We start from the raw sequence: 23,118 nt of genomic DNA on the forward strand, positions 1-23,118 counted from the left end.
CCATGGCAACTCCGCTCACCGCGGACGCCCTCGTCGGCGCGCTGACCGCCGAAGGTGCCGAGGTCGTCGAGTACGGCGACTGGCGCAACCACAACCGCGACACCCAGGGCGCCTGGGGCCCGGTGAACGGCGTGGTCATCCACCACACCGTCACCTCCGGCACCGATGCTTCCGTCGCCCTCTGCTACGACGGCTACGCGGGCCTCCCGGGGCCGCTCTGCCACGGCGTCATCGACAAGGCCGGCACCGTCCACCTCGTCGGCAACGGCCGCGCCAACCACGCCGGTCTCGGCGACGACGACGTGCTGGCCGCAGTCGTCGACGAGACCCCGCTGCCCGCCCCGGACGAGAACAACACCGACGGCAACGCCCGCTTCTACGGCTTCGAATGCGTCAACCTCGGCGACGGCTCCGACCCGTGGCCCGAGGTCCAGCTGGAGGCCGTCGCGCGGGTGTCGGCCGCGATCTGCCGGGCGCACGGATGGAACGCCGCCTCGGTCATCGGCCACCTGGAGTGGACCAACACGAAGATCGACCCCAAGGGCTTCAGCATGGCGTCGATGCGCTCGCGCGTGGCCGCGCTGTTGTCCGCCGCTCCCGGCGGCAACGCCGAGCGCTACCAGCCGTTCCCGGGCGCCGCGTTCTTCACGTCGGCGCCCCGCTCCACGATCGTCGCCGCGATGGGCGGCCGTCTCGTGGACGAGGGCTGCTCCGCGTACACCGACGGCCCCGGCCCGCAGTGGAGCGAGGCCGACCGCGCCTCGTACGCCCTGTGGCAGCGGAAGCTCGGCTACACCGGTGCGGACGCCGACGGCTGGCCGGGCGCGGGCTCCTGGGCCGCGCTGAAGGTCCCCTGCACCGCCTGAACCCGCGCCGGGCGCGGGCTCCTGGGCCGCGCTGAAGGTCCCCTGCACCGCCTGAACCCGCGCCGCCCGGGGCCGGGGGCGCGCCGCCCTCCGCGTCCCCTCCCGGCCCGGACCACCACCGAAGGACTCTCATGGCCACATCCCTGTCCGCGTCGGCCCTGCTCGCCGCGTTGCACGCCGAAGGCGTCGACGTCGTCGAGCACGGGAGCTGGCGCACCCACAACCGCAACCACAAGGGCGCCTGGGGACCGCTGAACGGCGTGATGATCCACCACACCGTCAGCAGCGGCACCGCCGCCTCCGTGGAGCTCTGCTACAACGGCCACGCCGCCCTGCCCGGCCCGCTCTGCCACGGCGTCATCGACAAGGCCGGCACCGTCCACCTCGTCGGCAACGGCCGCGCCAACCACGCGGGCGGCGGCGACCCGGCCGTGCTCCGGCGGGTCATCGCGGAGGACTACGGCGACCGCCCGCCCGCCCCGCGGGAACACGAGGGCAGCGCCGGGTCCGTCGACGGCAACGCCCGCTTCTACGGATTCGAGTGCGTCAACCTCGGCGACGGCGAGGACACCTGGCCGGCCGCCCAGCTCGACGCGATCGAGCGGGTCTCGGCGGCCGTCTGCCGGGCCCACGGCTGGAGCGCGCGCAGCGTCATCGGCCACCTGGAGTGGTCCGACCGGAAGGTCGACCCGCGCGGCTTCACCATGCCGTCACTGCGGGAGCGCGTCGCCGCCCGGCTGCGCGGCCCGGCAAGCGGCGGGTCCCCGAGCCGCCCGGCCGGCGGGACGTCCACCCCCCGCTACCAGTCGTTCCCCGGCACCTCGTTCTTCACCAGCCGCACCAGCTCGCCGGTCATCACCGCCATGGGCCGCCGGCTCGTCGCCGAGGGCTGCTCGTCCTACGCCGTCGGGCCGGGCCCCCGCTGGACCGACGCCGACCGCCGCTCGTACGCCGCCTGGCAGCGCAGGATCGGCTTCCGGGGCGGCGACGCGGACGGCGTGCCGGGCCGCACCTCCTGGAACGCCCTCAAGGTCCCGCACACGAAATGAGGAGTCCGCAACCATGTCCGATGCCGCCCGCCGCACCGCCCGCACCGTGGTCCAGACCGCCCTCTCCCTTGCCGTGCTTCTGCCCGCGCTTGTCGACGCGTCCGGCCTCCCGGCGGCCCTGCCCTGGGTCGCCGGGGCCCTGGCCGTCGCGGGGGCGCTGACCCGCGCGATGGCCGTACCGGGGGTACAGGCACTTCTTCCGGCGTGGCTCCGCACCGAGCCGCCCGGCAACGAGACCGCGGGAGCCGCCCATGACCGAGACTGATCCGAACAATCCGGTCGCCGTCGCCCTGGAGCTGGAACGCCTGCGCGGCTCGCTGGAGGCCGGCTTCGCCCGCGCCGACGGCCAGCTCGCGCTGCTGGTGCAGCGGAGCGACCAGACCGACAAGCAACTGGCGGACCATGAGGCCCGTCTCGACACGCTGGAACGTTCCCGCTGGCCACTGGCGAGCATCGGCGCGCTCACCGCGACCGCAGCCGTCGCCGTCGCCGTGTGGGAAACGATGCGCTGACCCGCACCGGGACCGCGCGCCGCCCGGCACGCAGAAGGGCGCCCACCCCGTACGCGACGGGATGGGCGCCCTTCTCACTCACTGCTTACTGGTTGTACGGACCGTAGTCGTAGTCCTCCAGCGGAACGGCCTGGCCGGAGCCCGTGCCGAACGGCGAGTAGTCGATGTCGTCGTAGCCGACGGCCGAGTACATCGCGGCCTTGGCCTCCTCGGTCGGCTCGACCCGGATGTTGCGGTAGCGGGACAGGCCCGTACCGGCCGGGATGAGCTTACCGATGATGACGTTCTCCTTGAGGCCGATCAGGGAGTCGGACTTGGCGTTGATCGCCGCGTCCGTCAGGACCCTGGTCGTCTCCTGGAAGGAGGCCGCGGACAGCCACGACTCCGTCGCCAGCGACGCCTTGGTGATACCCATCAGCTGCGGACGGCCGGAGGCGGGGTGACCGCCCTCGGTGACCACACGACGGTTCTCGGTCTCGAACTTCGAGCGCTCGACGAGCTCGCCCGGCAGCAGCTCCGCGTCGCCGGACTCGATGATCGTCACGCGGCGGAGCATCTGCCGGATGATGATCTCGATGTGCTTGTCGTGGATCGACACGCCCTGCGAGTTGTAGACCTTCTGGACTTCGCCGACCAGGTGGACCTGGACCGCGCGCTGACCGAGGATCCGGAGCACGTCGTGCGGGTTGGTGGCACCCACGGTGAGCTTCTGGCCCACCTCGACGTGGTCGCCCTCGCCGACCAGGAGACGGGCGCGCTTCGAGATCGGGAAGGCGATCTCGTCGCTGCCGTCGTCCGGGGTGACGACGATCTTCTTGGTCTTCTCGGTCTCCTCGATGCGGACACGGCCCGCGGACTCGGAGATCGGGGCGACACCCTTGGGCGTACGCGCCTCGAAGAGCTCGACGACACGCGGCAGACCCTGGGTGATGTCGTCACCGGCCACACCACCGGTGTGGAAGGTACGCATCGTCAGCTGGGTACCGGGCTCACCGATGGACTGGGCGGCGATGATGCCGACCGCCTCACCGATGTCGACCAGCTTGCCGGTGGCGAGCGAGCGCCCGTAGCAGAAGGCACACGTGCCGACCGCGGACTCACAGGTCAGGACCGAGCGGGTCTTGACCTCCTCGACGCCGGCGCCCACCAGGGCGTCGATCAGGACGTCACCGAGGTCGACGTTGGCAGGCGCGATGACCTTGCCGTCCACCACGACGTCCTCGGCGAGCATGCGGGCGTAGACCGAGGTCTCGACGTCGTCCGTCTTGCGGAGGACACCGTCGGCACCCTTGACGGCGATCTTCAGCTTGAGGCCGCGGTCGGTGCCGCAGTCCTCCTCGCGAATGATCACGTCCTGCGAGACGTCCACCAGACGACGGGTCAGGTAACCCGAGTCGGCGGTACGCAGGGCGGTGTCCGCCAGACCCTTACGGGCACCGTGCGTGGAGATGAAGTACTCCAGAACGGTGAGGCCCTCACGGAAGGACGCCTTGATGGGACGCGGGATCGTCTCGTTCTTGGCGTTGGACACCAGACCACGCATACCGGCGATCTGACGCATCTGCATCATGTTTCCTCGGGCACCCGAGTCAACCATCATGAAGATGGGGTTCGTCTTGGGGAAGTTCTCGTTCATGGCCTCGGCAACCTCGTTGGTCGCCTTGGTCCAGATCGCGATGAGCTCCTGCGTGCGCTCGTCCTTGGTGATCAGACCGCGCTCGTACTGCTTCTGGACCTTCTCGTCCTGCTCCTCGTAGCCCTTGACGATGGCCTTCTTGGCCTCGGGCACGACGACGTCGGAGATGGCCACGGTGACGCCCGAACGGGTCGCCCAGTGGAAGCCGGCCGCCTTCAGGTTGTCGAGCGTCGCCGCCACGATGACCTTGGGGTAGCGCTCGGCGAGGTCGTTGACGATCTCGGAGAGCTGCTTCTTGCCCACCGAGTAGTCCACGAACGGGTAGTCCTCGGGCAGCAGCTCGTTGAAGAGCGCGCGGCCCAGGCTCGTCCGCAGCCGGAAGGTGTCACCCGGCTGGTACTCGGGCTCGCCCTCCTCGGCGACCGGCGGCACCCAGCCACGCGGCGGGATGGTGCCCACCGGGAAGCGGATGTCGACGGACGACTGGAGCGCCAGCTCGCCGGCGTCGAACGCCATGATCGCCTCGGCCGTGGAGCCGAACGCGCGGCCCTCGCCCTTGGTGTCACGGAGCTCGCCGTCGGTGGTCAGGAAGAACAGACCCAGCACCATGTCCTGGGTCGGCATCGTGACCGGGCGGCCGTCGGCCGGCTTGAGGATGTTGTTCGAGGACAGCATCAGGATGCGGGCCTCGGCCTGCGCCTCCGCGGAGAGCGGCAGGTGCACGGCCATCTGGTCACCGTCGAAGTCCGCGTTGAACGCGGTGCAGACGAGCGGGTGGATCTGGATGGCCTTGCCCTCGACCAGCTGCGGCTCGAACGCCTGGATGCCGAGGCGGTGCAGCGTGGGCGCACGGTTCAGCAGCACCGGGTGCTCGGCGATGACCTCTTCGAGGACGTCGTACACCACGGTGCGGCCGCGCTCGACCATGCGCTTGGCCGACTTGATGTTCTGCGCGTGGTTCAGGTCGACCAGGCGCTTCATCACGAACGGCTTGAACAGCTCCAGCGCCATCGCCTTCGGCAGACCGCACTGGTGCAGCTTCAGCTGCGGACCGACGACGATCACGGAACGCGCGGAGTAGTCCACACGCTTGCCGAGCAGGTTCTGACGGAAGCGGCCCTGCTTGCCCTTCAGCATGTCGCTGAGGGACTTCAGGGGACGGTTACCGGGGCCGGTGACCGGGCGACCGCGACGACCGTTGTCGAAGAGGGCGTCCACGGCCTCCTGGAGCATGCGCTTCTCGTTGTTCACGATGATCTCGGGCGCGCCGAGGTCGAGAAGCCGCTTCAGGCGGTTGTTGCGGTTGATCACGCGGCGGTACAGGTCGTTCAGGTCGGAGGTCGCGAAGCGGCCACCGTCCAGCTGCACCATCGGACGCAGGTCCGGCGGGATGACCGGCACGCAGTCGAGCACCATGCCCTTGGGCTTGTTGCTGGTCTGCAGGAACGCGGAGACGACCTTGAGGCGCTTGAGCGCACGGGTCTTCTTCTGGCCCTTGCCGGTACGGATGATCTCGCGGAGGCGCTCGGCCTCCTCGTCGAGGTCGAAGGACTCCAGGCGCTTCTGCAGGGCGGCGGCACCCATGCAGCCGTCGAAGTACGTGCCGAAGCGGTCACGCAGCTCGCGGTAGAGCAGCTCGTCGCCCTCCAGGTCCTGGACCTTGAGGTTCTTGAAGCGGCTCCACACCTCGTCGAGGCGGTCGATCTCGCGCTGCGCACGGTCGCGCAGCTGCTTCATCTCGCGCTCGGCACCTTCGCGCACCTTGCGGCGCACGTCGGCCTTGGCGCCCTCGGCCTCCAGCTCGGCCAGGTCGGTCTCGAGCTTCTTGGCGCGGTTCTCCAGGTCGGAGTCGCGGCGGTTCTCGATCTGCTGGCGCTCGACGGAGACGTGGGCCTCCAGGGAGGGGAGGTCGCGGGTGCGGCGCTCCTCGTCCACGAACGTGATCATGTACGCGGCGAAGTAGATGACCTTCTCGAGGTCCTTCGGCGCGAGGTCCAGCAGGTAGCCGAGGCGCGACGGGACGCCCTTGAAGTACCAGATGTGGGTGACGGGAGCGGCGAGCTCGATGTGGCCCATGCGCTCACGGCGCACCTTGGCACGCGTGACCTCGACGCCGCAGCGCTCACAGATGATGCCCTTGAAGCGGACACGCTTGTACTTGCCGCAGTAGCACTCCCAGTCCCGGGTCGGACCGAAGATCTTCTCGCAGAAGAGTCCGTCCTTTTCGGGCTTGAGGGTGCGGTAGTTGATGGTCTCCGGCTTCTTGACCTCGCCGTGGGACCAGGTACGGATGTCGTCCGCGGTGGCAAGGCCGATCCGCAGCTCGTCGAAGAAGTTGACGTCGAGCACTTGTCGTCAATCCCTCTTTCGGGGGTTCGAGCCCCCTCGCGTCACGCGAGAAAATCGGGGCACTTCAGCAATGGTCTGAACGGGTCCGGGGAGAGCCGGCCGGATCACGGGGATCCGGCCGGCCAACCCGTCAGACCTCTTCGACGCTGCTCGGCTCGCGCCGGGACAGGTCGATACCGAGCTCCTCCGCCGCGCGGAAGACGTCCTCGTCCGTGTCGCGCATCTCGATGGACATGCCGTCCGAGGACAGCACCTCCACGTTGAGGCAGAGCGACTGCATTTCCTTGATGAGCACCTTGAAGGACTCGGGAATGCCCGGCTCGGGGATGTTCTCGCCCTTGACGATCGCCTCGTAGACCTTCACGCGGCCGGTGACGTCGTCGGACTTGATCGTCAGGAGTTCCTGGAGGGCGTAAGCGGCGCCGTAAGCCTCAAGGGCCCACACCTCCATCTCACCGAATCGCTGCCCACCGAACTGCGCCTTACCACCCAGCGGCTGCTGCGTGATCATCGAGTACGGGCCGGTCGAGCGGGCGTGGAGCTTGTCGTCGACCAGGTGGTGCAGCTTGAGGATGTACATGTAGCCGACCGAGACCGGGTCCGGGAACGGCTCGCCGGAGCGGCCGTCGAACAGCTTGGCCTTGCCGGAGGGCTGCACCAGACGCATGCCGTCGCGGTTCGGGATCGTGGCCTCGAAGAGACCGGAGATCTCGTCCTCGCGCGCACCGTCGAAGACGGGCGTGGCGACGTTGGTGCCGGGGGCGACCTGGTCGGCACCGATGGCCTGCAGGCGCTTGGCCCACTCGTCACCGAGGCCGGAGACGTCCCAGCCGCGGCTGGCGAGCCAGCCGAGGTGGATCTCCAGGACCTGTCCCGGGTTCATTCGGGACGGGACACCCAGCGGGTTGAGGATGATGTCGACCGGGGTGCCGTCCTCCAGGAACGGCATGTCCTCGATCGGCAGGATCTTCGAGATGACGCCCTTGTTGCCGTGACGGCCGGCGAGCTTGTCACCGTCGGTGATCTTGCGCTTCTGCGCGACGTAGACGCGGACCAGCTGGTTCACGCCCGGCGGCAGCTCGTCGCCCTCTTCGCGGTCGAAGACGCGGACGCCGATGACCTTGCCGATCTCGCCGTGCGGCACCTTCAGCGAGGTGTCGCGGACCTCGCGCGCCTTCTCACCGAAGATCGCGCGGAGCAGGCGCTCCTCGGGGGTCAGCTCGGTCTCGCCCTTGGGCGTGACCTTGCCGACGAGGATGTCGCCGGCGACGACCTCGGCACCGATACGGATGATGCCGCGCTCGTCCAGGTCGGCGAGGACCTCCTCGGAGACGTTCGGGATGTCCCGGGTGATCTCCTCGGGGCCGAGCTTGGTGTCACGGGCGTCGACCTCGTGCTCCTCGATGTGGATCGAGGAGAGGACGTCGTCCTGCACGAGGCGCTGCGACAGGATGATCGCGTCCTCGTAGTTGTGACCCTCCCACGGCATGAACGCCACGAGCAGGTTCTTGCCGAGCGCCATCTCACCGAACTCGGTGGCCGGGCCGTCGGCGAGGACCTGGCCCTCGATGACGCGGTCGCCCTCGGAGACGACGACCTTCTGGTTGACCGAGGTGCCCTGGTTGGAGCGCATGAACTTGGCGATGCGGTACGTGGTGTACGTGCCGTCGTCGTTCGTGACGGTGATGTAGTCCGCGGAGACCTCCTGGACCACACCGTCCTTCTCGGCCTTCAGGACGTCACCGGCGTCGGTGGCGCAGCGGTACTCCATGCCGGTGCCGACGAGCGGCGCCTCGCTCTTGATGAGCGGAACGGCCTGGCGCATCATGTTCGCGCCCATGAGGGCACGGTTGGCGTCGTCGTGCTCCAGGAAGGGGATCATCGCGGTCGCGACGGACACCATCTGGCGCGGCGAGACGTCCATGTAGTCGACCTCGCCACCGGGGACGTAGTCGACCTCGCCGCCACGACGGCGGACCAGGACGCGGGGCTCGGTGAAGCGCAGGTCGTCGGACAGCGTCGCGTTCGCCTGGGCGATGACGAAACGGTCTTCCTCGTCGGCGGTGACGTAGTCGACCTCGTCGGTGACCTGGCCGTCGACGACCTTGCGGTACGGCGTCTCGATGAAGCCGAACGCGTTGACGCGGCCGTACGAGGCGAGCGAACCGATCAGACCGATGTTCGGGCCTTCGGGGGTCTCGATCGGGCACATGCGTCCGTAGTGGGACGGGTGCACGTCTCGGACCTCGAAGCCGGCCCGCTCACGGGAGAGACCACCCGGGCCGAGCGCCGACAGACGGCGCTTGTGGGTGAGCCCCGACAGCGGGTTGTTCTGGTCCATGAACTGCGACAGCTGGCTGGTGCCGAAGAACTCCTTGATGGAGGCGACGACCGGCCGGATGTTGATCAGGGTCTGCGGCGTGATCGCCTCGACGTCCTGGGTCGTCATGCGCTCGCGCACGACGCGCTCCATACGGGCGAGACCCGTACGGACCTGGTTCTGGATGAGCTCGCCGACGTTGCGCAGGCGGCGGTTGCCGAAGTGGTCGATGTCGTCGGTCTCGACGACGATCGTCCGACCGGACTCGCCGACCGTCTCGGTCTCACCGGCGTGCAGCTTGACCAGGTACTTGATGGTCGCGATGACGTCGTCGGTGGTGAGCACGCCGGCGTCCAGCGGCTCGTCCGCGCCGAGCTTCTTGTTCACCTTGTAGCGGCCGACCTTCGCGAGGTCGTAGCGCTTCGGGTTGAAGTAGAGGTTCTCGAGCAGCGTCTGAGCGGCCTCGCGGGTGGGCGGCTCGCCCGGGCGGAGCTTGCGGTAGATGTCGAGCAGCGCGTCGTCCTGGCCCTGGGTGTGGTCCTTCTCCAGGGTGGCGCGCATGGACTCGTACTCGCCGAACTCCTCGAGGATCTGCTCGGTGCTCCAGCCGAGCGCCTTCAGGAGGACGGTGACCGACTGCTTGCGCTTGCGGTCGATGCGGACACCGACCATGTCGCGCTTGTCGATCTCCATCTCCAGCCAGGCACCCCGGGACGGGATGATCTTGGCGGAGAAGATGTCCTTGTCGGACGTCTTGTCGATCGACGAGTCGAAGTAGACACCCGGCGAGCGGACCAGCTGCGACACCACGACACGCTCGGTGCCGTTGATGACGAAGGTGCCCTTGTTGGTCATGAGCGGGAAGTCGCCCATGAAGACCGTCTGGGACTTGATCTCGCCGGTCTCGTTGTTGGTGAACTCGGCCGTGACGAAGAGCGGGGCGGCGAACGTGAAGTCGCGCTCCTTGCACTCGTCGATCGAGTTCTTCGGGGGCTCGAAGCGGTGGTCGCGGAACGTGAGCGACATCGACCCGGAGAAGTCCTCGATCGGGGAGATCTCCTCGAAGATCTCCTCCAGGCCGGACTTGGTGGGGACGTCTTGTCCACTGTCCAGAGCAGCCTCGACGCGAGCCTTCCAGGCGGCGTTGCCGAGGAGCCAGTCAAAGCTCTCGGTCTGCAGCGCGAGGAGGTTCGGAACCTCGAGGGGCTCCTTGATCTTTGCAAAAGAGATGCGCAGCGGGGCGGTGCTGGCGCCGTTGTTCGTATTCGCGGTCGAGGCGTTGCGCGAGGCGGCCAAGAGGGGGTCCTTCCGAGGGCTCGGACTCACTACGCGCGTACCGGTCCCAAACTGGACATGAGGGCAGAAAATCCCAGATCAGGGATGCTCGGACCACGATGCTCAAGATGGGTATGCCCCTGGTGACGGGCAGGAGGCAGCTAACAGGCAGCGCAAAGGGTCAGTGTAGCCAAGTGCCACACTGATGTCCAGTCGGGGTTCTCAGAGACCCACGTTGCTCTCAACAGCTCTTCTCAACACCTATGTCCAGCCCTGCGCGAGGTGCGCTCTTCTTTACTGCCCGCTCCGCCATCGATCCATGCCTCGGATTCGGATCGATTCGGCGACGCGCCTTGAGAATTGCGCGCCGCGTGCGGTTCGTCAAGGGCCCTCTCGGTCTCGCTCGCCCTCGGGCCCGCGGACCACCGCCCGCACGCCCCACGAGAGGCGCACGGCGAAGATCACCATACTCGTCAACGCGGGAAGGGCAAGGCACCCGCCTCCGGTACGCCGAAAGGCGACCACCCGAACGGGTGATCGCCTTTCGCGATGTGACTCCGCGCCTCGCGGCACGGGGGTCCTGAGGAGTCAGAGGACTCCTCGGGTCACTTGACCTCGACGGAGGCGCCGGCGCCCTTGAGGGACTCGGCAGCCTTGTCCGCGGCGTCCTTCGCGACCTTCTCGAGGACGGGCTTCGGGGCGCCGTCGACGAGGTCCTTGGCCTCCTTCAGGCCGAGGGAGGTCAGCTCGCGCACGACCTTGATGACCTGGATCTTCTTGTCACCGGCGGCGGTGAGAATGACGTCGAACTCGTCCTTCTCGTCCTCGACCGGGGCGGCCGGGCCGGCCTGGCCCGGGCCCGCGACGGCGACGGCCGCGGCGGCGGTGACGTCGAACTTCTCCTCGAAGGCCTTCACGAACTCGGCGAGCTCGATGAGGGTGAGCTCCTCGAACTGAGCGAGCAGGTCTTCCTGGGACAGCTTCGCCATGACAGGCGTCCTTCCACTATTCGGCAGGTGCCGGATGTATGTGTCGGCGGGCGTACACGGTGCCCGCTGGACCGCTGAGCGTGATTACTCGGCGGCCTCGGCGGGAGCCGGCGTACCGGCACCGCCCTGCTCCTCCAGCTTGACGCGAAGCGCTTCCGCGGTGCGGACGAACTTCGACGGCAGCGCCTGGAAGAGCTGCGCAGCCTGAGTCTGCTTGCCCTTCATGGCACCGGCCAGCTTGGCGAGCAGAACCTCGCGGGACTCGAGGTCCGCGAGCTGCTTGATGTCATCGGCGGACAGCGCCTTGCCGTCAAGGACACCGCCCTTGATGATCAGGTTCGGGTTGTCCTTGGCGAAGTCACGAAGACCCTTCGCCGACTCCACCGGGTCACCGGTGACGAAGGCAACCGCCGTCGGACCTGCGAACAGGTCGTCCAGCGTGTCGATCCCGGCCTCGTTGGCCGCAATCTTGGTCAGCGTGTTCTTCACCACGGCGTACTGGGCGTTCTCACCGAGCGAACGGCGCAGCTGCTTGAGCTGTGCCACGGTGAGACCCCGGTACTCGGTCAGCACGGCGGCGTTCGAGCTGCGGAACTGGTCCGCGAGCTCGGCTACCGCAGCAGCCTTGTCGGGCCTAGCCATAGCGTCGGCCTCCTTCCGGGTGATGAGGACCGCTCGAAAGGGACCGGAAAGACGAAACGCCCCGGCGCAGGCGCCAGGGCGTAGCTCGACCGAAACGAAGTCCGGGAGCTATCCACAGTCACCTGCGCAGGTCGTCCGCATCAACGGAGCCTTCGGTTGCCCGAACCCCTGAGGGATTCAGAACAACGACCAGCGGTCTTTGGCTTCTGCAGAAGACTACGCGACTCGGGTCGCGCAACACAAATCCGTCCCGCTTCGGGTGGTCCCGGGAGGTTTGAACCCCCCGGAACCGGGCTGAGGACCGCCCCGCAATCGCCGCGCGCCGATCCGCCAGGAATTGCGGGACAGCCCTTAGGAAGCCGCTCCCGCGGTGGCTCCCTGCTGCTGCTTCATCATCTCGGCGAAGTCGACGGTCTGGGCGGCCGGCGGGCGCTCGACCGACACCTTCGTTCCGTAGTCGCTGTAGAACACCGTGGAGTTCAGCTCGCCGGTCGCCATCTCGCCGCGCTCGGTCTTCTTCACCAGCAGGTCGTTCTTGTCGACCCAGATGTCGATGGTCTCCGTGGTGATCCCGGCGTCGGCCAGCTGCTTCTTGAGGGCGGCGACCTCGTCGGCGTCGAGGTTGCTGGTCCTGGCGGTCAGATCGGCGACGTCGACCGTGCCCGAGTAGTGCGTGGCGCTGACGCCGCGCACGTCCTCCTGGCCGACCTTCTTGACGTCGCCGGAGGCCAGCAGCGACTTCACCCCCTGCTCGGGGGTGCTGTTCTGCATCTGGTCCTTCATCACCTCGCCCGAGGCTCCGGCCACCTTGGCGAGGTCGTCGTAGCTGTAGTTGATCCAGCGCTTGCCGCCGGTCTGCTGGGCCAGGACCTCGCCCATGTCCGCCGCGTACCCGTCCTTGAAGTAACGGGCCTCCATCGTGCCGCTGCCGCCGGCCTGCTTCAGGGTGTCGGCCATGGTGCCGGCGGTGTACGTGATCTTCATGGTGCCGGTGATCCCGTCGGACCAGTCCATGACGCCCGTCTGCTTCATGGACATCACGCTGCCCATGGTGGTGTCGCCCTCGACCCGCGCCGAGTGCGCCTGGCCGGTCTTCTTCTGCACGGCGACCAGTGCGGCGATCGGGTCGACCTTCACCACGGAACTGCCGCGGCTCTCCTTCTCGGTCCCGCCCTTGCCGCCGTCGTCCGATCCGCCACAGGCCGCGACCGAGGTCAGCGCCGCCACCACAGCGACGGACAGGCCCAGGCGCCTTACGGTATGGGTCAACATCTGCTATTCCACCCCTCGTTCGACTCCCGGTCACCCACGCTGACGCAGGGCTCCGACAGTCATGTCCACGTACGAATGAGGACGAGCCCCGCACCTGAAAAGGTTGCGGGGCCCGTCCCATGTCACACGTGACGCGGCGGTCGTACGAGCGCGGAGGCTCAGACGGCGGCCGGGTCCTCCTCGGTGAGGAGGTTACGGGTGCGGTTGGAGTCCAGCGGGATGCCGGGGCCCATCGTGGTCGCCAGGGCGGCCTTCTTGATGTAGCGGCCCTTCGCCGCGGACGGCTTCAGGCGGAGGACCTCTTCCAGCGCCGCTGCGTAGTTCTCCACCAGCTTGGTGTCGTCGAAGGACACCTTGCCGATGATGAAGTGCAGGTTCGAGTGCTTGTCGACGCGGAACTCGATCTTGCCGCCCTTGATGTCGTTGACAGCCTTCACGACATCGGGGGTGACCGTACCGGTCTTCGGGTTCGGCATCAGACCACGCGGACCGAGCACGCGGCCGAGGCGGCCGACCTTGCCCATGAGGTCCGGGGTCGCGACGACGGCGTCGAAGTCCAGACGGCCCTTCGCCACCTCGTCGATGAGCTCGTCGGAGCCGACGATGTCGGCGCCGGCGGCTTCCGCGGCCGCAGCACGGTCACCGGTCGCGAAGACCAGGACCCGGGCGGTCTTGCCGGTGCCGTGCGGGAGGTTCACGGTGCCGCGGACCATCTGGTCGGCCTTGCGAGGGTCAACACCCAGGCGGAAGGCGACCTCGACGGTGCCGTCGAACTTCGTGGTGGCGGTCTCCTTGGCGAGACGGACGGCCTCGAGCGGGGCGTACAGGCGCTCCCGGTCGATCTTGGCGTCCGCAGCGCGGAGGTTCTTGCTGCGCTTCACTTCTACTCCTGATGGTTTTCAGAGTGTGGAGTCGTGGTGCGGACCAGCGCCGGTCCTACCACTGAGGGCGTGGGGCTGAATCAGCCTTCGACCGTGATGCCCATGGAACGGGCGGTGCCAGCGATGATCTTCGACGCGGCGTCGAGGTCGTTGGCGTTCAGGTCGGGGAGCTTCGTCGTGGCGATCTCGCGGACCTGGGCGGCCGTCAGCTTGGCGACCTTGGTCTTGTGCGGCTCGCCGGAGCCCTTCTCCACACCCGCGGCCTTGAGGATCAGCTTGGCGGCCGGCGGAGTCTTGGTGATGAAGGTGAAGGAGCGGTCCTCGTAGACCGTGATCTCCACCGGCACGACCATGCCACGCTGCGACTCGGTCGCGGCGTTGTAGGCCTTGCAGAACTCCATGATGTTGACGCCGTGCTGACCCAGCGCGGGGCCGACCGGCGGGGCCGGGTTGGCCGCACCGGCGTTGATCTGGAGCTTGATAAGCCCCGTGATCTTCTTCTTCTTGGGAGGCATGTGCTCTCTCCGGGTCCTAGTGAGAGTTTTCGCCGTCATCCGATCATCCGGATGCAGGCATACCGCACAACGATAACGGGTATAGCTGCGCGACCAAAAACCAAGCAGGTCAGACCGGCTGCGAGAGCCTGTCTGACCTGCTCGGTAGGCATGTGTCCAGAAGCGGGCGGAAAGCTCAGTTCTTCTGGATCTGGTCGAAGCTCAGCTCGACCGGGGTCTCGCGACCGAAGATCTCGACCAGGCCCTTGACCTTCTTCGAGTCGGCGTTGATCTCGTTGATCGTCGCCTGCAGCGTCGCGAACGGGCCGTCGGTGACGGTGACCGAGTCGCCCACCTCGAAGTCGAGCACCTGGACCTCGACCTTGCGGGCCGGAGCCGGCTTGCCCTCGGCCTCGGCGGCCTCGCGAGCGGCCTTCTCCTCGGCCTCCGGGGCGAGCATCTTGACGATCTCGTCCAGCGTCAGCGGGTACGGGTCGTAGGCGTTGCCCACGAAGCCGGTGACACCGGGGGTGTTGCGGACGACGCCCCAGGACTCGTTCGTCAGGTCCATGCGCACCAGGACGTAGCCCGGGAGCTTGTTCTGGCGGACGTTCTTGCGCTCGCCGTTCTTGATCTGGACGATTTCCTCCTCAGGCACCTCGGCCTGATAGATGAACTCCTCCACGTTCAGCGAGACGGCGCGCTGCTCCAGGTTGGCCTTCACACGCTTCTCGTAACCGGCGTACGTGTGGATGACGTACCACTCGCCCGGCAGCCCGCGGAGCTCCTCACGCAGGGCCGTGACGGGGTCGACGGGCTCGGCCGGCTCGGCCTCCTCCTCGTCGGCCGCGTCCGCGGTCTCCTCGGCGGTGTCCTCGGACGCCTCGTCGCCGGCCTCGGGGGCCTCGTCGGCGTCGGCGGCTTCGGCCTGGTCCGACTCCTCGGCGTCCGCCGCCTCGACGATGTCGAGCTCGTCCTCGGCGGACTCGAAGGCGCCCGCCGTCGGCTCGACGGCGTCGTTCAGGTTCGGGTCAGACACGGTGGCTTCTTCCTGGATACATATGGGTGGAACATGCGAAAGGGGCGCCCATCAGGCGCCCTTCGCGTGGATCAGCCGAAGACGTACTTGACGACCCGCGCGAAACCGAAGTCAATCACGGTTACGAGGCCGATCATGACGACGACGAACGCAATCACCACACTGGTGTACGTCGTCAGCTGGTTGCGCGTCGGCCAGACGACCTTGCGAAGCTCCGCGACGATCTGGCGGTAGAAAAGCGCGAGACGGCCCAGAGGGCCCTTCTTCCCGCGCTTGCCGCCCTTCCGGGTCTTCTTCGACTCGGGGGCCTCGTCCTCGGCATCAGGCTTGTCGATGGAGCCCACGGCGTCCGTCACGCTTCTCACCTGATTCCGGGTCGTGGCCGTGCCGCGCCCGGTGGAGCCGCACGGCGGTGCATTGAAGTACGTACATGCGCACACATCCTGGCGAAGGAGTGTGTAGCAGGGCCGGAGGGACTTGAACCCCCAACCGCTGGTTTTGGAGACCAGTGCTCTACCAATTGAGCTACGACCCTTTGTGGATTCCACCAACCTACCGCATGTTCCCGGATGACCCGAGTGCAGGAACGGTGCGGCTGGTGAAGGCCAACGACAGGAGAGTGTACGTGCTCAGCGGCCCGGCGTCGAACAGAAAGCTGCTGATCGCTCCTGGTCGCTTCGTGTCCGCATGCTGTCCGAGTGCTGTCCGGTCCCTGAAACCCCCGTGCCGACGCGGAAAACGGTCTGCGAGCATGGGGGTCATGAGCGCTGCTACTTCTCCGTCCGAGAGCCGGGTCTCCGCCCGCATCGGTGCCATCTCCGAGTCCGCCACCCTCGCCGTCGACGCCAAGGCCAAGGCCCTCAAGGCCGCCGGCCGTCCGGTGATCGGCTTCGGTGCCGGCGAGCCCGACTTCCCGACGCCCGGCTACATCGTCGACGCCGCCGTCGAGGCGTGCCGCACCCCGAAGTACCACCGCTACACCCCGGCGGGCGGGCTCCCCGAGCTCAAGGCCGCCATCGCGGAGAAGACGCTGCGCGACTCCGGTTACGAGGTCGACGCCTCCCAGATCCTGGTGACCAACGGCGGCAAGCAGGCGATCTACGAGGCGTTCGCCGCGATCCTCGACCCGGGCGACGAGGTCATCGTCCCGGCCCCGTACTGGACCACCTACCCCGAGTCGATCCGGCTGGCCGGCGGTGTCCCGGTGGAGGTCGTGGCCGACGAGACCACCGGTTACCGGGTCTCCGTGGAGCAGCTGGAGGCGGCCCGTACCGAGCGTACGAAGGTCGTCCTGTTCGTCTCCCCGTCCAACCCGACCGGCGCGGTGTACAGCGAGGCGGACACCGAGGCGATCGGCCGCTGGGCCGTCGAGCACGGCCTGTGGGTGCTGACCGACGAGATCTACGAGCACCTGGTCTACGGGGACGCGAAGTTCACCTCGATGCCGGCCGTCGTGCCGGAGCTGCGCGACAAGTGCATCGTGGTCAACGGCGTCGCCAAGACGTACGCGATGACCGGCTGGCGCGTCGGGTGGATCGTCGGCCCCAAGGACGTCGTGAAGGCCGCGACCAACCTCCAGTCGCACGCCACGTCCAACGTCGCCAACGTCTCGCAGGCCGCCGCGCTGGCCGCCGTCTCCGGGGACCTGGACGCGGTCGCCGAGATGCGCACCGCCTTCGACCGGCGCCGGAAGACCATCGTGCGGATGCTCAACGACATCGACGGCGTGTTCTGCCCGGAGCCCGAGGGCGCCTTCTACGCGTACCCGTCGGTCAAGGAGCTGCTCGGCAGGGAGATCCGCGGCAAGCGTCCGCAGACCTCGGTGGAGCTGGCCGCGCTGATCCTGGACGAGGCCGAGGTGGCGGTCGTCCCGGGCGAGGCGTTCGGCACACCGGGCTACCTGCGCCTCTCGTACGCGCTGGGCGACGACGACCTGGTCGAGGGCGTCTCGCGGCTCCAGAAGCTGCTGGGCGAGGCGAAGGCGTAACCACCGCCCTCTTTTCGCGGAAAGCGACCCCCGGTTCCCGGACCGGGGGTCGCTTTCGCGTTCGAGGGGGCACCCGATGGGGAAAGCGGCTACCGCGCCGCCCCCTCCGTGCGGCAGGATCTTGCAATGGAACGTGATGTACGGCTGCTGCCCAAGGCCCACCTGCACCTGCACTTCACCGGGTCGATGCGGCCCACGACGCTGCTGGAGCTCGCCGACAAGTACGGGGTGCGGCTGCCCGAGGCCCTGACCGGCGGCGAGCCGCCCGAACTTCGCGCCACGGACGAACGGGGCTGGTTCCGCTTCCAGCGGCTGTACGACATCGCCCGGTCCTGCCTGCGGGCCCCCGAGGACATCCAGCGCCTGGTGCGCGAGGCCGCCCAGGAGGACGTGGCGGACGGCTCGGGCTGGCTGGAGATCCAGGTCGACCCCACCTCGTACGCGCCCCTGCTCGGCGGGATGATCCCGGCGATCGAGATCATCCTGGACGCGGTGGACGCCGCCTCGCGCGAGACCGGGCTGCCGATCCGGGTGGTCATCGCGGCGAACCGGATGAAGCACCCGCTGGACGCCCGGACCCTCGCGCGCCTCGCCGTGCGGTACGCGGACCGGGGCGTCGTCGGCTTCGGCCTCTCCAACGACGAACGGCGCGGCATGGCCCGTGACTTCGACCGGGCGTTCGCCATCGCCCGGGAGGGCGGTCTGCTGGCCGCCCCGCACGGCGGTGAGCTGTCGGGCCCGTCCAGCGTGCGGGACTGCCTGGACGACCTCGACGCGGGCCGCGTGGGGCACGGTGTGCGCGCCGCCGAGGACCCCCGGCTGCTGCGCCGGCTCGCGGAGGCGGGGGTGACCTGCGAGGTGTGCCCCGCGTCCAATGTGGCGCTCGGCGTCTACGAGAAGCCCGCCGATGTCCCCCTGCGCACGCTGTTCGACGCCGGGGTGCCGATGGCCCTCGGCGCGGACGACCCGCTGCTGTTCGGCTCCCGGCTGGCCGCGCAGTACGACCTGGTGCGCCGCCACCACGCGTTCACCGACGAGGAGCTGGCCGAGCTGGCCCGCCAGTCGGTGCGCGGTTCCACGGCGCCGGAGCCGGTGCGGACGGAGTTGCTGGCGGGGGTCGACGCGTGGCTGGCGGGGCCGGTGGGCTGAGCCTCAGCCGGCGAGGCCGTTGAGCAGGGTGCGGGCCAGGGACGCCGCGAAGTCGTCCAGCGGCTGGGGCGGTTCGCCGGTGTCCGTGGCGTCGTAGGCGAACGCGCGCTGGGCGCAGGCGCCGAGGAGCAGTGAGGCGGCCGCGTAGGTGTCGGCGTCGGGCCGGACGCGGCCGGCGGCCTGTTCGGCCCGCAGATAGGTGTCGACGCCGCGTAGGGGCAGGTGGGGGCCGGTGCCCAGCTCGCGCATGGCCGCGTCGTGGCGCTCCTTGAGCCTCGGTTCGGCGTACAGGGAGGCGGCGATCGGGAAGCTCTGCTCGTAGAACAGGGCGGCCTGGCGGGCGATGCCGGTGAGGTTCTCCTCGACCGACCGCTCCCCCGCTCCCGGGTCGGCGATGAGGTCGCGCAGGTCGACCTTGGGCAGCCGTTCCTGGAGGACCACCACGAACAGCTCCTCCTTGCTGAGGAAGTGCTTGTAGAGCGCGGCCTCCGAGCAGCCGGCGGCCTTGGCGATCTCCTTGGTGGTGGTCCGGGCCAGGCCCTTGGTGAGCATGAGCTGATAGGCGGCGTCGATGAGGCGGACGCGGGCCGGCTTCTGCTCCATGAGCACTCCGATAAGGCTTGACGGGTGAGTGATTACCCACCCACTCTAGAGGTGAGTGAACACTTACCCACCTCGAAGGGGTGTGCCATGAAGCTCACGGTTTTCGGTGCGACCGGCGGAATCGGGCAGGAGATCGTCCGCCAGGCGGTGGCGGCGGGGCACGAGGTGACGGCGGTGGTGCGCGACCCCGCCCGGCTCGCGGTCCCGCTCTCGGACGTCACGGTGCACAGCGCCGACCGGGTGGACGACCCGGAGGCGCTGCGGGAGGCGGTGGCGGGCCGGGACGCGGTCCTCTCCGGCCTCGGGTCCAGGGGCCGCAAGGCCGACGGCGTCGCCGAGCGGCTGACCCGCGCCGTGCTGACGGCCATGGAGGCGGAGGGCACCCGGCGGCTGCTGGTGGTCAGTGCCGCCCCGGTCGCCCCCGCACCCGCCGGCGAGCCGCTGCTCGACCGGATGATGCTCTCGCTGATCGGCGCGGTCCTCAAGGAGGTGTACGCGGATCTCACCGCGATGGAGGCGGCACTGGCGGCCTCGGCCACGGACTGGACGTCCGTGCGGCCACCCAAGCTGACGAACGGGCCCCTGACGGGCACCTACCGGACGGTGGTCGGCGGCAACCCGCGCAGCGGCCGGTCCATCTCCCGGGCCGACGTGGCCCACGCGATGCTGGCGCTCACCGGCGACCCGGCGTCGGTGAAGCAGGGCGTGGGCGTGGCGTACTGAGGGCCCGGCGACCCGGGACGCGCTACAGGCTGACGCCCACCGTCACCGGTTCGTTGACCAGGGTGACGCCGAAGGCCGCGTGCACCCCGGCCACGACCTCACGCGCCAGGGCCAGCAGGTCCTCGGTGGTCGCCGCGCCCCGGTTGGTGAGGGCGAGCGTGTGCTTGGTGGAGATGCGGGCGGGCCCGGTGCCGTAGCCCTTGGTGAAGCCGGCCCGGTCGATGAGCCAGGCGGCGGAGGTCTTGGTGCGCCCCTCACCGCCGGGGAAGGCGGGGGGCGTCACGCCGGGGCCGAGCCGGTCGGCGACCCGGGCCAGGAAGGCGTCGAACTCGGCCTGTTCCAGGATCGGGTTGGTGAAGAAGGACCCGGCCGACCAGGTGTCGTGGTCCTCGGGGTCCAGCACCATGCCCTTGCCGGCGCGCAGCCGGAGCACGGTTTCGCGGGCCTCGGCGGCGGGAACGCGGTCCCCCTCCTGGACGCCCATGGTCCGCGCGGTCTCCGGGTACTTCAGGGGCGCCGAGAGCCCGCCGGCCTCCTCCAGGCCGAAGCGGACGCGCAGCACCACGTACCGGTCGGGCTCGGTCTTGAAACGGCTGTGCCGGTAGGAGAACGCGCACTCGGAGTTGGGCAGGACGACGGTTTCCCGGGTGCGCCGGTCGTAGGCGACGACCTCCGTGATGGTGGAGGACACCTCCTGTCCGTACGCCCCGACGTTCTGGATCGGCGTCGCACCGGCCGAACCGGGGATGCCGGCCAGGCATTCGAGGCCCGCGAGTCCGGCCTCCACGGTGCGGGTGACGGCGTCGGTCCAGACCTCGCCGGCGGCCAGCTCCAGGGAGCCCCCGTCGAGGACGAAGCCCTTGGTGGCGATGCGCAGCGCGATGCCCTCGAAGCCCTTGTCTCCGATGACCAGGTTGCTGCCGCCGCCGATGATCAGGAGTGGGGTGCCGCTGTCGTCGGCCTCGCGCACGGCGTCGATCACCTCGGTGTCCGTGGTGGCCGTGAGGAGCCGGGTGGCGGGGCCGCCGAGCCGGAAGGTGGTCAGGGGGGCGAGGGGGGCGTCGTGGAGTTCCTGCACGGGGACAAGGGTACGGTCCGTGGCCCCGCCGTCTGGGGGGGGCCCACGGACCGCGTGGCGTGTGCGGGGTGCGTCAGGCGGGTACGGAGACCGGTTCCTCGACGGGGGTGTCGGCGTGGGCCTCGGCCGTCCCGGCGGCCGGCTCCCGCGTACCGGTGGCACGGCGGCCGGGGATCACCAGGGCGACGAGCGCGGCCAGGGCGACGACCCCGGAGCCGATCCAGACGGCGGGGACGGTCCCGTCGGTGAAGGACTGCGCGGATTCGAGGCCGCCCTGCGAGGCGAAGACGGTGGTGAGCACGGCGATCCCGAGGGCGCCGCCGACCTCGCGGAGGGCGTTGTTGGCGCCGGACGCGATGCCCTGGTCACCGGGGCGGACGCTGGACATCACCAGGCTGGCGGCCGGCGCGAAGTACAGGGCCATCCCGACGCCGCCGACGATCAGGCCGGGCAGCTGCGAGACGTAGGAGGCGTCCGGGGCGATGACCAGGGCGAAGAGGGCGAGGCCGAGCGCCTGGAGGGCGAGTCCGGTCACGACCACCGGACGGCCGCCGAACCGGTCGGAGAGAATCCCGGCGATGGGGGCGACGAGCATCGGCATGCCGGTCCAGGGCAGCATCCGCAGCCCGGCCTCGGCGGGCGAGTAGCCCAGGACGCCCTGGAAGTACTGGCTCAGCAGGAAGATCGCGCCGAACATCCCGAGGTACATCAGCAGGCTGGCGATGTTGATCCCGAAGAAGCCGCGGTCCCGGAAGAGGCGCATGGGGAGCATGGGCCGGCGGCCCCGGAGGCCGTGGCGGACGAAGGCGCCGATGAGCACGGTGCCGGCGATGAGGGAGGTCAGGACGGTCGGGCTGGTCCAGCCGTCGGCGTTGGCGTTGACGAGTCCGTAGACGATGCCGAAGAGGCCGCCGCTGACGAGGAGGGTGCCGGGGACGTCGAGCCGGGCGCCGGGGGCGTACGACTCCGCGAGCCGGAAGCGGGCGAGCGGCAGCAGGAGCAGACCGATCGGGACGTTGAGCCAGAAGATCCACTGCCAGGAGATGTGCTCGGTGAGGCTGCCGCCGATCAGGGGCCCGCTGGCCACGGCGAGGCCGGTCACGGCGCTGAAGATGCCGAGCGCCATGCCCCGGCGGGCGGGTTCCACGGCGGCCGTGAGCAGGGTCAGCGTGAGCGGCATCATGATCGCGGCGCCGACGCCCTGGACGGCGCGGAAGGCGATGAGTTCGCTGATGCCCGGCGAGAGGGCGGCCGCGGCGGACGCGCCGGTGAAGACGGTGAGGCCGGCGAGGAAGAGCCGGCGGCGGCCGAAGCGGTCACCGAGGGCGGCGCCGAACATCAGCAGGACGGCGAAGGTGAGCGTGTAGGCGTTGACCGTCCACTCCAGCTCCTCCATCTCTCCGCCGAGGCTTTCGCGGATGGACGGCAGGGCGGTGGTGACGACGAGGTTGTCGAGTGCCGCCATGAAGCCGGCGACGCTGGTGATGACGAGGGCCCAGGCCGCTCCCGCGCGGCCTTTCGATTGCTGGTTCACTGCTCCCCCTGAGGGTTAGTTATTGATTACTAACTTTTCCGGGCAGAAAACCGGGCGGAACCCGGGGTCGGACACGTTCAGGAGACCGGCTGGGCGGAGGCGTAGAAACCGGACCAGATCCGGTGTCCGGCCGGAAAGCCGAGCGAGGTCAGCGTGTTGGCGAGCATGCCGTACGCGAGGAACGTGGTGGTGTCGTTCACCTCGGCACCGAGCGCGAGGTGGACGGAGTCGAAGAGCTCCAGCCAGCCGGCCCGCACCGATTCGCCGAACTCGTGGTCACCGGCGGCTTCCGCGGCGGCGACGGCGGCGTACGTCTGCATCTGCATGAGCAGCTTGTCGGGGTCGTCGGCGACCAGCACCTGATAGGCCCTGGCCATGGCGTGCAGCGCCTCCTCGCCCTCCAGCCCTTCGGCCGCCTCCGCGAAGACCTGCCGGGTCTCCGCGAAGCAGCGATCGGAGGCCGCGAGGAACATCGCCTGCTTGTTGGGGAAGAGGCGGAAGAGGTAGGGCTGCGAGACGCCGACCCGCTTGGCGATCGCCTCCGTGGAGGTGGCGCTGTACCCGCCGCGGGCGAACTCGGTGATCGCCGCACGGATGACGCTCTCGCGTCGCTCATCTGCACTCATCCTTGCCATGCCAGTAAGTTAGTACTCAATCACTAACTTCGTCAAGCGGGGCACCGGACGGAGTTGCCGGCGGGGTACGCGTAAGGGGCACGGC

Annotated in this window: 20 protein-coding genes and 1 tRNA gene; 7 read left to right on the plus strand and 14 right to left on the minus strand. The window is 69.0% G+C overall.

Going from position 1 to position 23,118, the window contains the following annotated elements; genetic code table 11:
• Window positions 1-2 precede the first annotated feature (2 nt).
• The 4 genes from ACN6LM_RS16790 (at window position 3) to ACN6LM_RS16805 (ending at window position 2,427) form a co-directional block, all read left to right on the plus strand.
• Window positions 3-866, plus strand: coding sequence for a peptidoglycan-binding protein (locus ACN6LM_RS16790; RefSeq protein ID WP_445066167.1), 864 nt, complete (start codon window positions 3-5; stop codon window positions 864-866).
• Window positions 867-997: 131 nt separating this feature from the next.
• Window positions 998-1,915 carry a peptidoglycan-binding protein gene (locus tag ACN6LM_RS16795; RefSeq protein WP_445066168.1) on the plus strand — a complete coding sequence of 306 codons (918 nt, stop codon included), beginning with the start codon at window positions 998-1,000 and terminating at the stop codon, window positions 1,913-1,915.
• A 13-nt stretch (window positions 1,916-1,928) separates the two neighbouring features.
• Window positions 1,929-2,180: a hypothetical protein gene (locus ACN6LM_RS16800; protein WP_445066169.1), complete on the plus strand. Its 252-nt coding sequence runs from the start codon at window positions 1,929-1,931 to the stop codon at window positions 2,178-2,180.
• Complete coding sequence (locus tag ACN6LM_RS16805) at window positions 2,167-2,427, plus strand: hypothetical protein (RefSeq protein WP_445066170.1); 261 nt, start codon at window positions 2,167-2,169, stop codon at window positions 2,425-2,427. Before ACN6LM_RS16800 ends, ACN6LM_RS16805 begins: the two co-directional genes overlap by 14 nt.
• Window positions 2,428-2,512: 85 nt before the next feature.
• Here the strand turns inward: ACN6LM_RS16805 and ACN6LM_RS16810 are convergent, their stop codons facing one another.
• The 10 genes from ACN6LM_RS16810 to ACN6LM_RS16855 all read right to left on the minus strand — a co-directional run bounded on the left by ACN6LM_RS16810 (window position 2,513) and on the right by ACN6LM_RS16855 (window position 15,859).
• Complete coding sequence (locus tag ACN6LM_RS16810; RefSeq protein ID WP_164398880.1) at window positions 2,513-6,412, minus strand: DNA-directed RNA polymerase subunit beta'; 3,900 nt, start codon at window positions 6,410-6,412, stop codon at window positions 2,513-2,515.
• A gap of 130 nt (window positions 6,413-6,542) precedes the next feature.
• The gene (rpoB, locus tag ACN6LM_RS16815; protein WP_018101256.1) at window positions 6,543-10,028 is read right to left on the minus strand and encodes a DNA-directed RNA polymerase subunit beta; all 3,486 of its coding nucleotides are present in this window, start codon (window positions 10,026-10,028) and stop codon (window positions 6,543-6,545) included.
• Window positions 10,029-10,612: 584 nt separating this feature from the next.
• Window positions 10,613-10,996, minus strand: a complete 384-nt coding sequence (gene rplL, locus ACN6LM_RS16820) for a 50S ribosomal protein L7/L12 (RefSeq protein ID WP_164640338.1) — start codon at window positions 10,994-10,996, stop codon at window positions 10,613-10,615.
• Window positions 10,997-11,080: 84 nt separating this feature from the next.
• Complete coding sequence (gene rplJ / locus ACN6LM_RS16825; RefSeq protein ID WP_018101258.1) at window positions 11,081-11,638, minus strand: 50S ribosomal protein L10; 558 nt, start codon at window positions 11,636-11,638, stop codon at window positions 11,081-11,083.
• Between the two features lie 351 nt (window positions 11,639-11,989).
• Window positions 11,990-12,910 carry a hypothetical protein gene (locus ACN6LM_RS16830; RefSeq protein WP_445066171.1) on the minus strand — a complete coding sequence of 307 codons (921 nt, stop codon included), beginning with the start codon at window positions 12,908-12,910 and terminating at the stop codon, window positions 11,990-11,992.
• A gap of 158 nt (window positions 12,911-13,068) precedes the next feature.
• Window positions 13,069-13,791, minus strand: a complete 723-nt coding sequence (gene rplA, locus ACN6LM_RS16835; RefSeq protein ID WP_445066172.1) for a 50S ribosomal protein L1 — start codon at window positions 13,789-13,791, stop codon at window positions 13,069-13,071.
• An 80-nt stretch (window positions 13,792-13,871) separates the two neighbouring features.
• Complete coding sequence (rplK, locus tag ACN6LM_RS16840; protein ID WP_386888069.1) at window positions 13,872-14,306, minus strand: 50S ribosomal protein L11; 435 nt, start codon at window positions 14,304-14,306, stop codon at window positions 13,872-13,874.
• 175 nt (window positions 14,307-14,481) lie between these two features.
• A complete protein-coding gene (gene nusG / locus ACN6LM_RS16845; protein WP_445066173.1) occupies window positions 14,482-15,324 on the minus strand; it encodes a transcription termination/antitermination protein NusG in 843 nt (280 codons plus the stop codon).
• 71 nt (window positions 15,325-15,395) lie between these two features.
• The gene (gene secE, locus ACN6LM_RS16850) at window positions 15,396-15,680 is read right to left on the minus strand and encodes a preprotein translocase subunit SecE (protein ID WP_164398884.1); all 285 of its coding nucleotides are present in this window, start codon (window positions 15,678-15,680) and stop codon (window positions 15,396-15,398) included.
• Window positions 15,681-15,786: 106 nt separating this feature from the next.
• Window positions 15,787-15,859 (minus strand) — tRNA-Trp (locus ACN6LM_RS16855).
• A gap of 225 nt (window positions 15,860-16,084) precedes the next feature.
• Here ACN6LM_RS16855 and ACN6LM_RS16860 point away from each other — a divergent pair.
• Window positions 16,085-17,311 (plus strand): pyridoxal phosphate-dependent aminotransferase, encoded by a 1,227-nt coding sequence (locus ACN6LM_RS16860; RefSeq protein WP_143621119.1) that lies wholly within the window; start codon window positions 16,085-16,087, stop codon window positions 17,309-17,311.
• Between the two features lie 126 nt (window positions 17,312-17,437).
• The gene (locus tag ACN6LM_RS16865) at window positions 17,438-18,460 is read left to right on the plus strand and encodes an adenosine deaminase (protein ID WP_445066174.1); all 1,023 of its coding nucleotides are present in this window, start codon (window positions 17,438-17,440) and stop codon (window positions 18,458-18,460) included.
• 3 nt (window positions 18,461-18,463) lie between these two features.
• Here the strand turns inward: ACN6LM_RS16865 and ACN6LM_RS16870 are convergent, their stop codons facing one another.
• Complete coding sequence (locus tag ACN6LM_RS16870) at window positions 18,464-19,063, minus strand: TetR/AcrR family transcriptional regulator (protein ID WP_445066175.1); 600 nt, start codon at window positions 19,061-19,063, stop codon at window positions 18,464-18,466.
• 87 nt (window positions 19,064-19,150) lie between these two features.
• Between ACN6LM_RS16870 and ACN6LM_RS16875 the strand changes: the two genes are divergently transcribed.
• Window positions 19,151-19,786 (plus strand): NAD(P)-dependent oxidoreductase, encoded by a 636-nt coding sequence (locus tag ACN6LM_RS16875; protein ID WP_445066176.1) that lies wholly within the window; start codon window positions 19,151-19,153, stop codon window positions 19,784-19,786.
• Window positions 19,787-19,808: 22 nt separating this feature from the next.
• Here the strand turns inward: ACN6LM_RS16875 and ACN6LM_RS16880 are convergent, their stop codons facing one another.
• From ACN6LM_RS16880 to ACN6LM_RS16890, 3 genes are all read right to left on the minus strand, one after another.
• Window positions 19,809-20,864 carry a UDP-N-acetylmuramate dehydrogenase gene (locus ACN6LM_RS16880; protein ID WP_445066177.1) on the minus strand — a complete coding sequence of 352 codons (1,056 nt, stop codon included), beginning with the start codon at window positions 20,862-20,864 and terminating at the stop codon, window positions 19,809-19,811.
• Between the two features lie 73 nt (window positions 20,865-20,937).
• Entirely contained in the window at window positions 20,938-22,398 is a 1,461-nt protein-coding gene (locus ACN6LM_RS16885; protein ID WP_445066178.1) for an MFS transporter, read from the minus strand.
• A gap of 77 nt (window positions 22,399-22,475) precedes the next feature.
• Window positions 22,476-23,024, minus strand: coding sequence for a TetR/AcrR family transcriptional regulator (locus tag ACN6LM_RS16890; protein ID WP_445066179.1), 549 nt, complete (start codon window positions 23,022-23,024; stop codon window positions 22,476-22,478).
• Between the last annotated feature and the right edge of the window lie 94 nt (window positions 23,025-23,118).

The sequence above is a fragment of the Streptomyces sp. SAS_281 genome (assembly GCF_052542855.1).

Bases quoted from the DNA above. Each gene is read 5' to 3' on its own strand.
- ACN6LM_RS16870 (WP_445066175.1), bottom strand. From the start codon at position 19,063: ATGGAGCAGAAGCCGGCCCGCGTCCGCCTCATCGACGCCGCCTATCAG.
- ACN6LM_RS16890 (WP_445066179.1), bottom strand. From the start codon at position 23,024: ATGAGTGCAGATGAGCGACGCGAGAGCGTCATCCGTGCGGCGATCACC.
- ACN6LM_RS16865 (WP_445066174.1), top strand. From the start codon at position 17,438: ATGGAACGTGATGTACGGCTGCTGCCCAAGGCCCACCTGCACCTGCAC.
- ACN6LM_RS16790 (WP_445066167.1), top strand. From the start codon at position 3: ATGGCAACTCCGCTCACCGCGGACGCCCTCGTCGGCGCGCTGACCGCC.
- ACN6LM_RS16800 (WP_445066169.1), top strand. From the start codon at position 1,929: ATGTCCGATGCCGCCCGCCGCACCGCCCGCACCGTGGTCCAGACCGCC.
- rplJ (WP_018101258.1), bottom strand. From the start codon at position 11,638: ATGGCTAGGCCCGACAAGGCTGCTGCGGTAGCCGAGCTCGCGGACCAG.
- rplL (WP_164640338.1), bottom strand. From the start codon at position 10,996: ATGGCGAAGCTGTCCCAGGAAGACCTGCTCGCTCAGTTCGAGGAGCTC.
- ACN6LM_RS16795 (WP_445066168.1), top strand. From the start codon at position 998: ATGGCCACATCCCTGTCCGCGTCGGCCCTGCTCGCCGCGTTGCACGCC.
- ACN6LM_RS16805 (WP_445066170.1), top strand. From the start codon at position 2,167: ATGACCGAGACTGATCCGAACAATCCGGTCGCCGTCGCCCTGGAGCTG.
- ACN6LM_RS16830 (WP_445066171.1), bottom strand. From the start codon at position 12,910: ATGTTGACCCATACCGTAAGGCGCCTGGGCCTGTCCGTCGCTGTGGTG.
- ACN6LM_RS16875 (WP_445066176.1), top strand. From the start codon at position 19,151: ATGAAGCTCACGGTTTTCGGTGCGACCGGCGGAATCGGGCAGGAGATC.
- rplK (WP_386888069.1), bottom strand. From the start codon at position 14,306: ATGCCTCCCAAGAAGAAGAAGATCACGGGGCTTATCAAGCTCCAGATC.
- ACN6LM_RS16860 (WP_143621119.1), top strand. From the start codon at position 16,085: ATGAGCGCTGCTACTTCTCCGTCCGAGAGCCGGGTCTCCGCCCGCATC.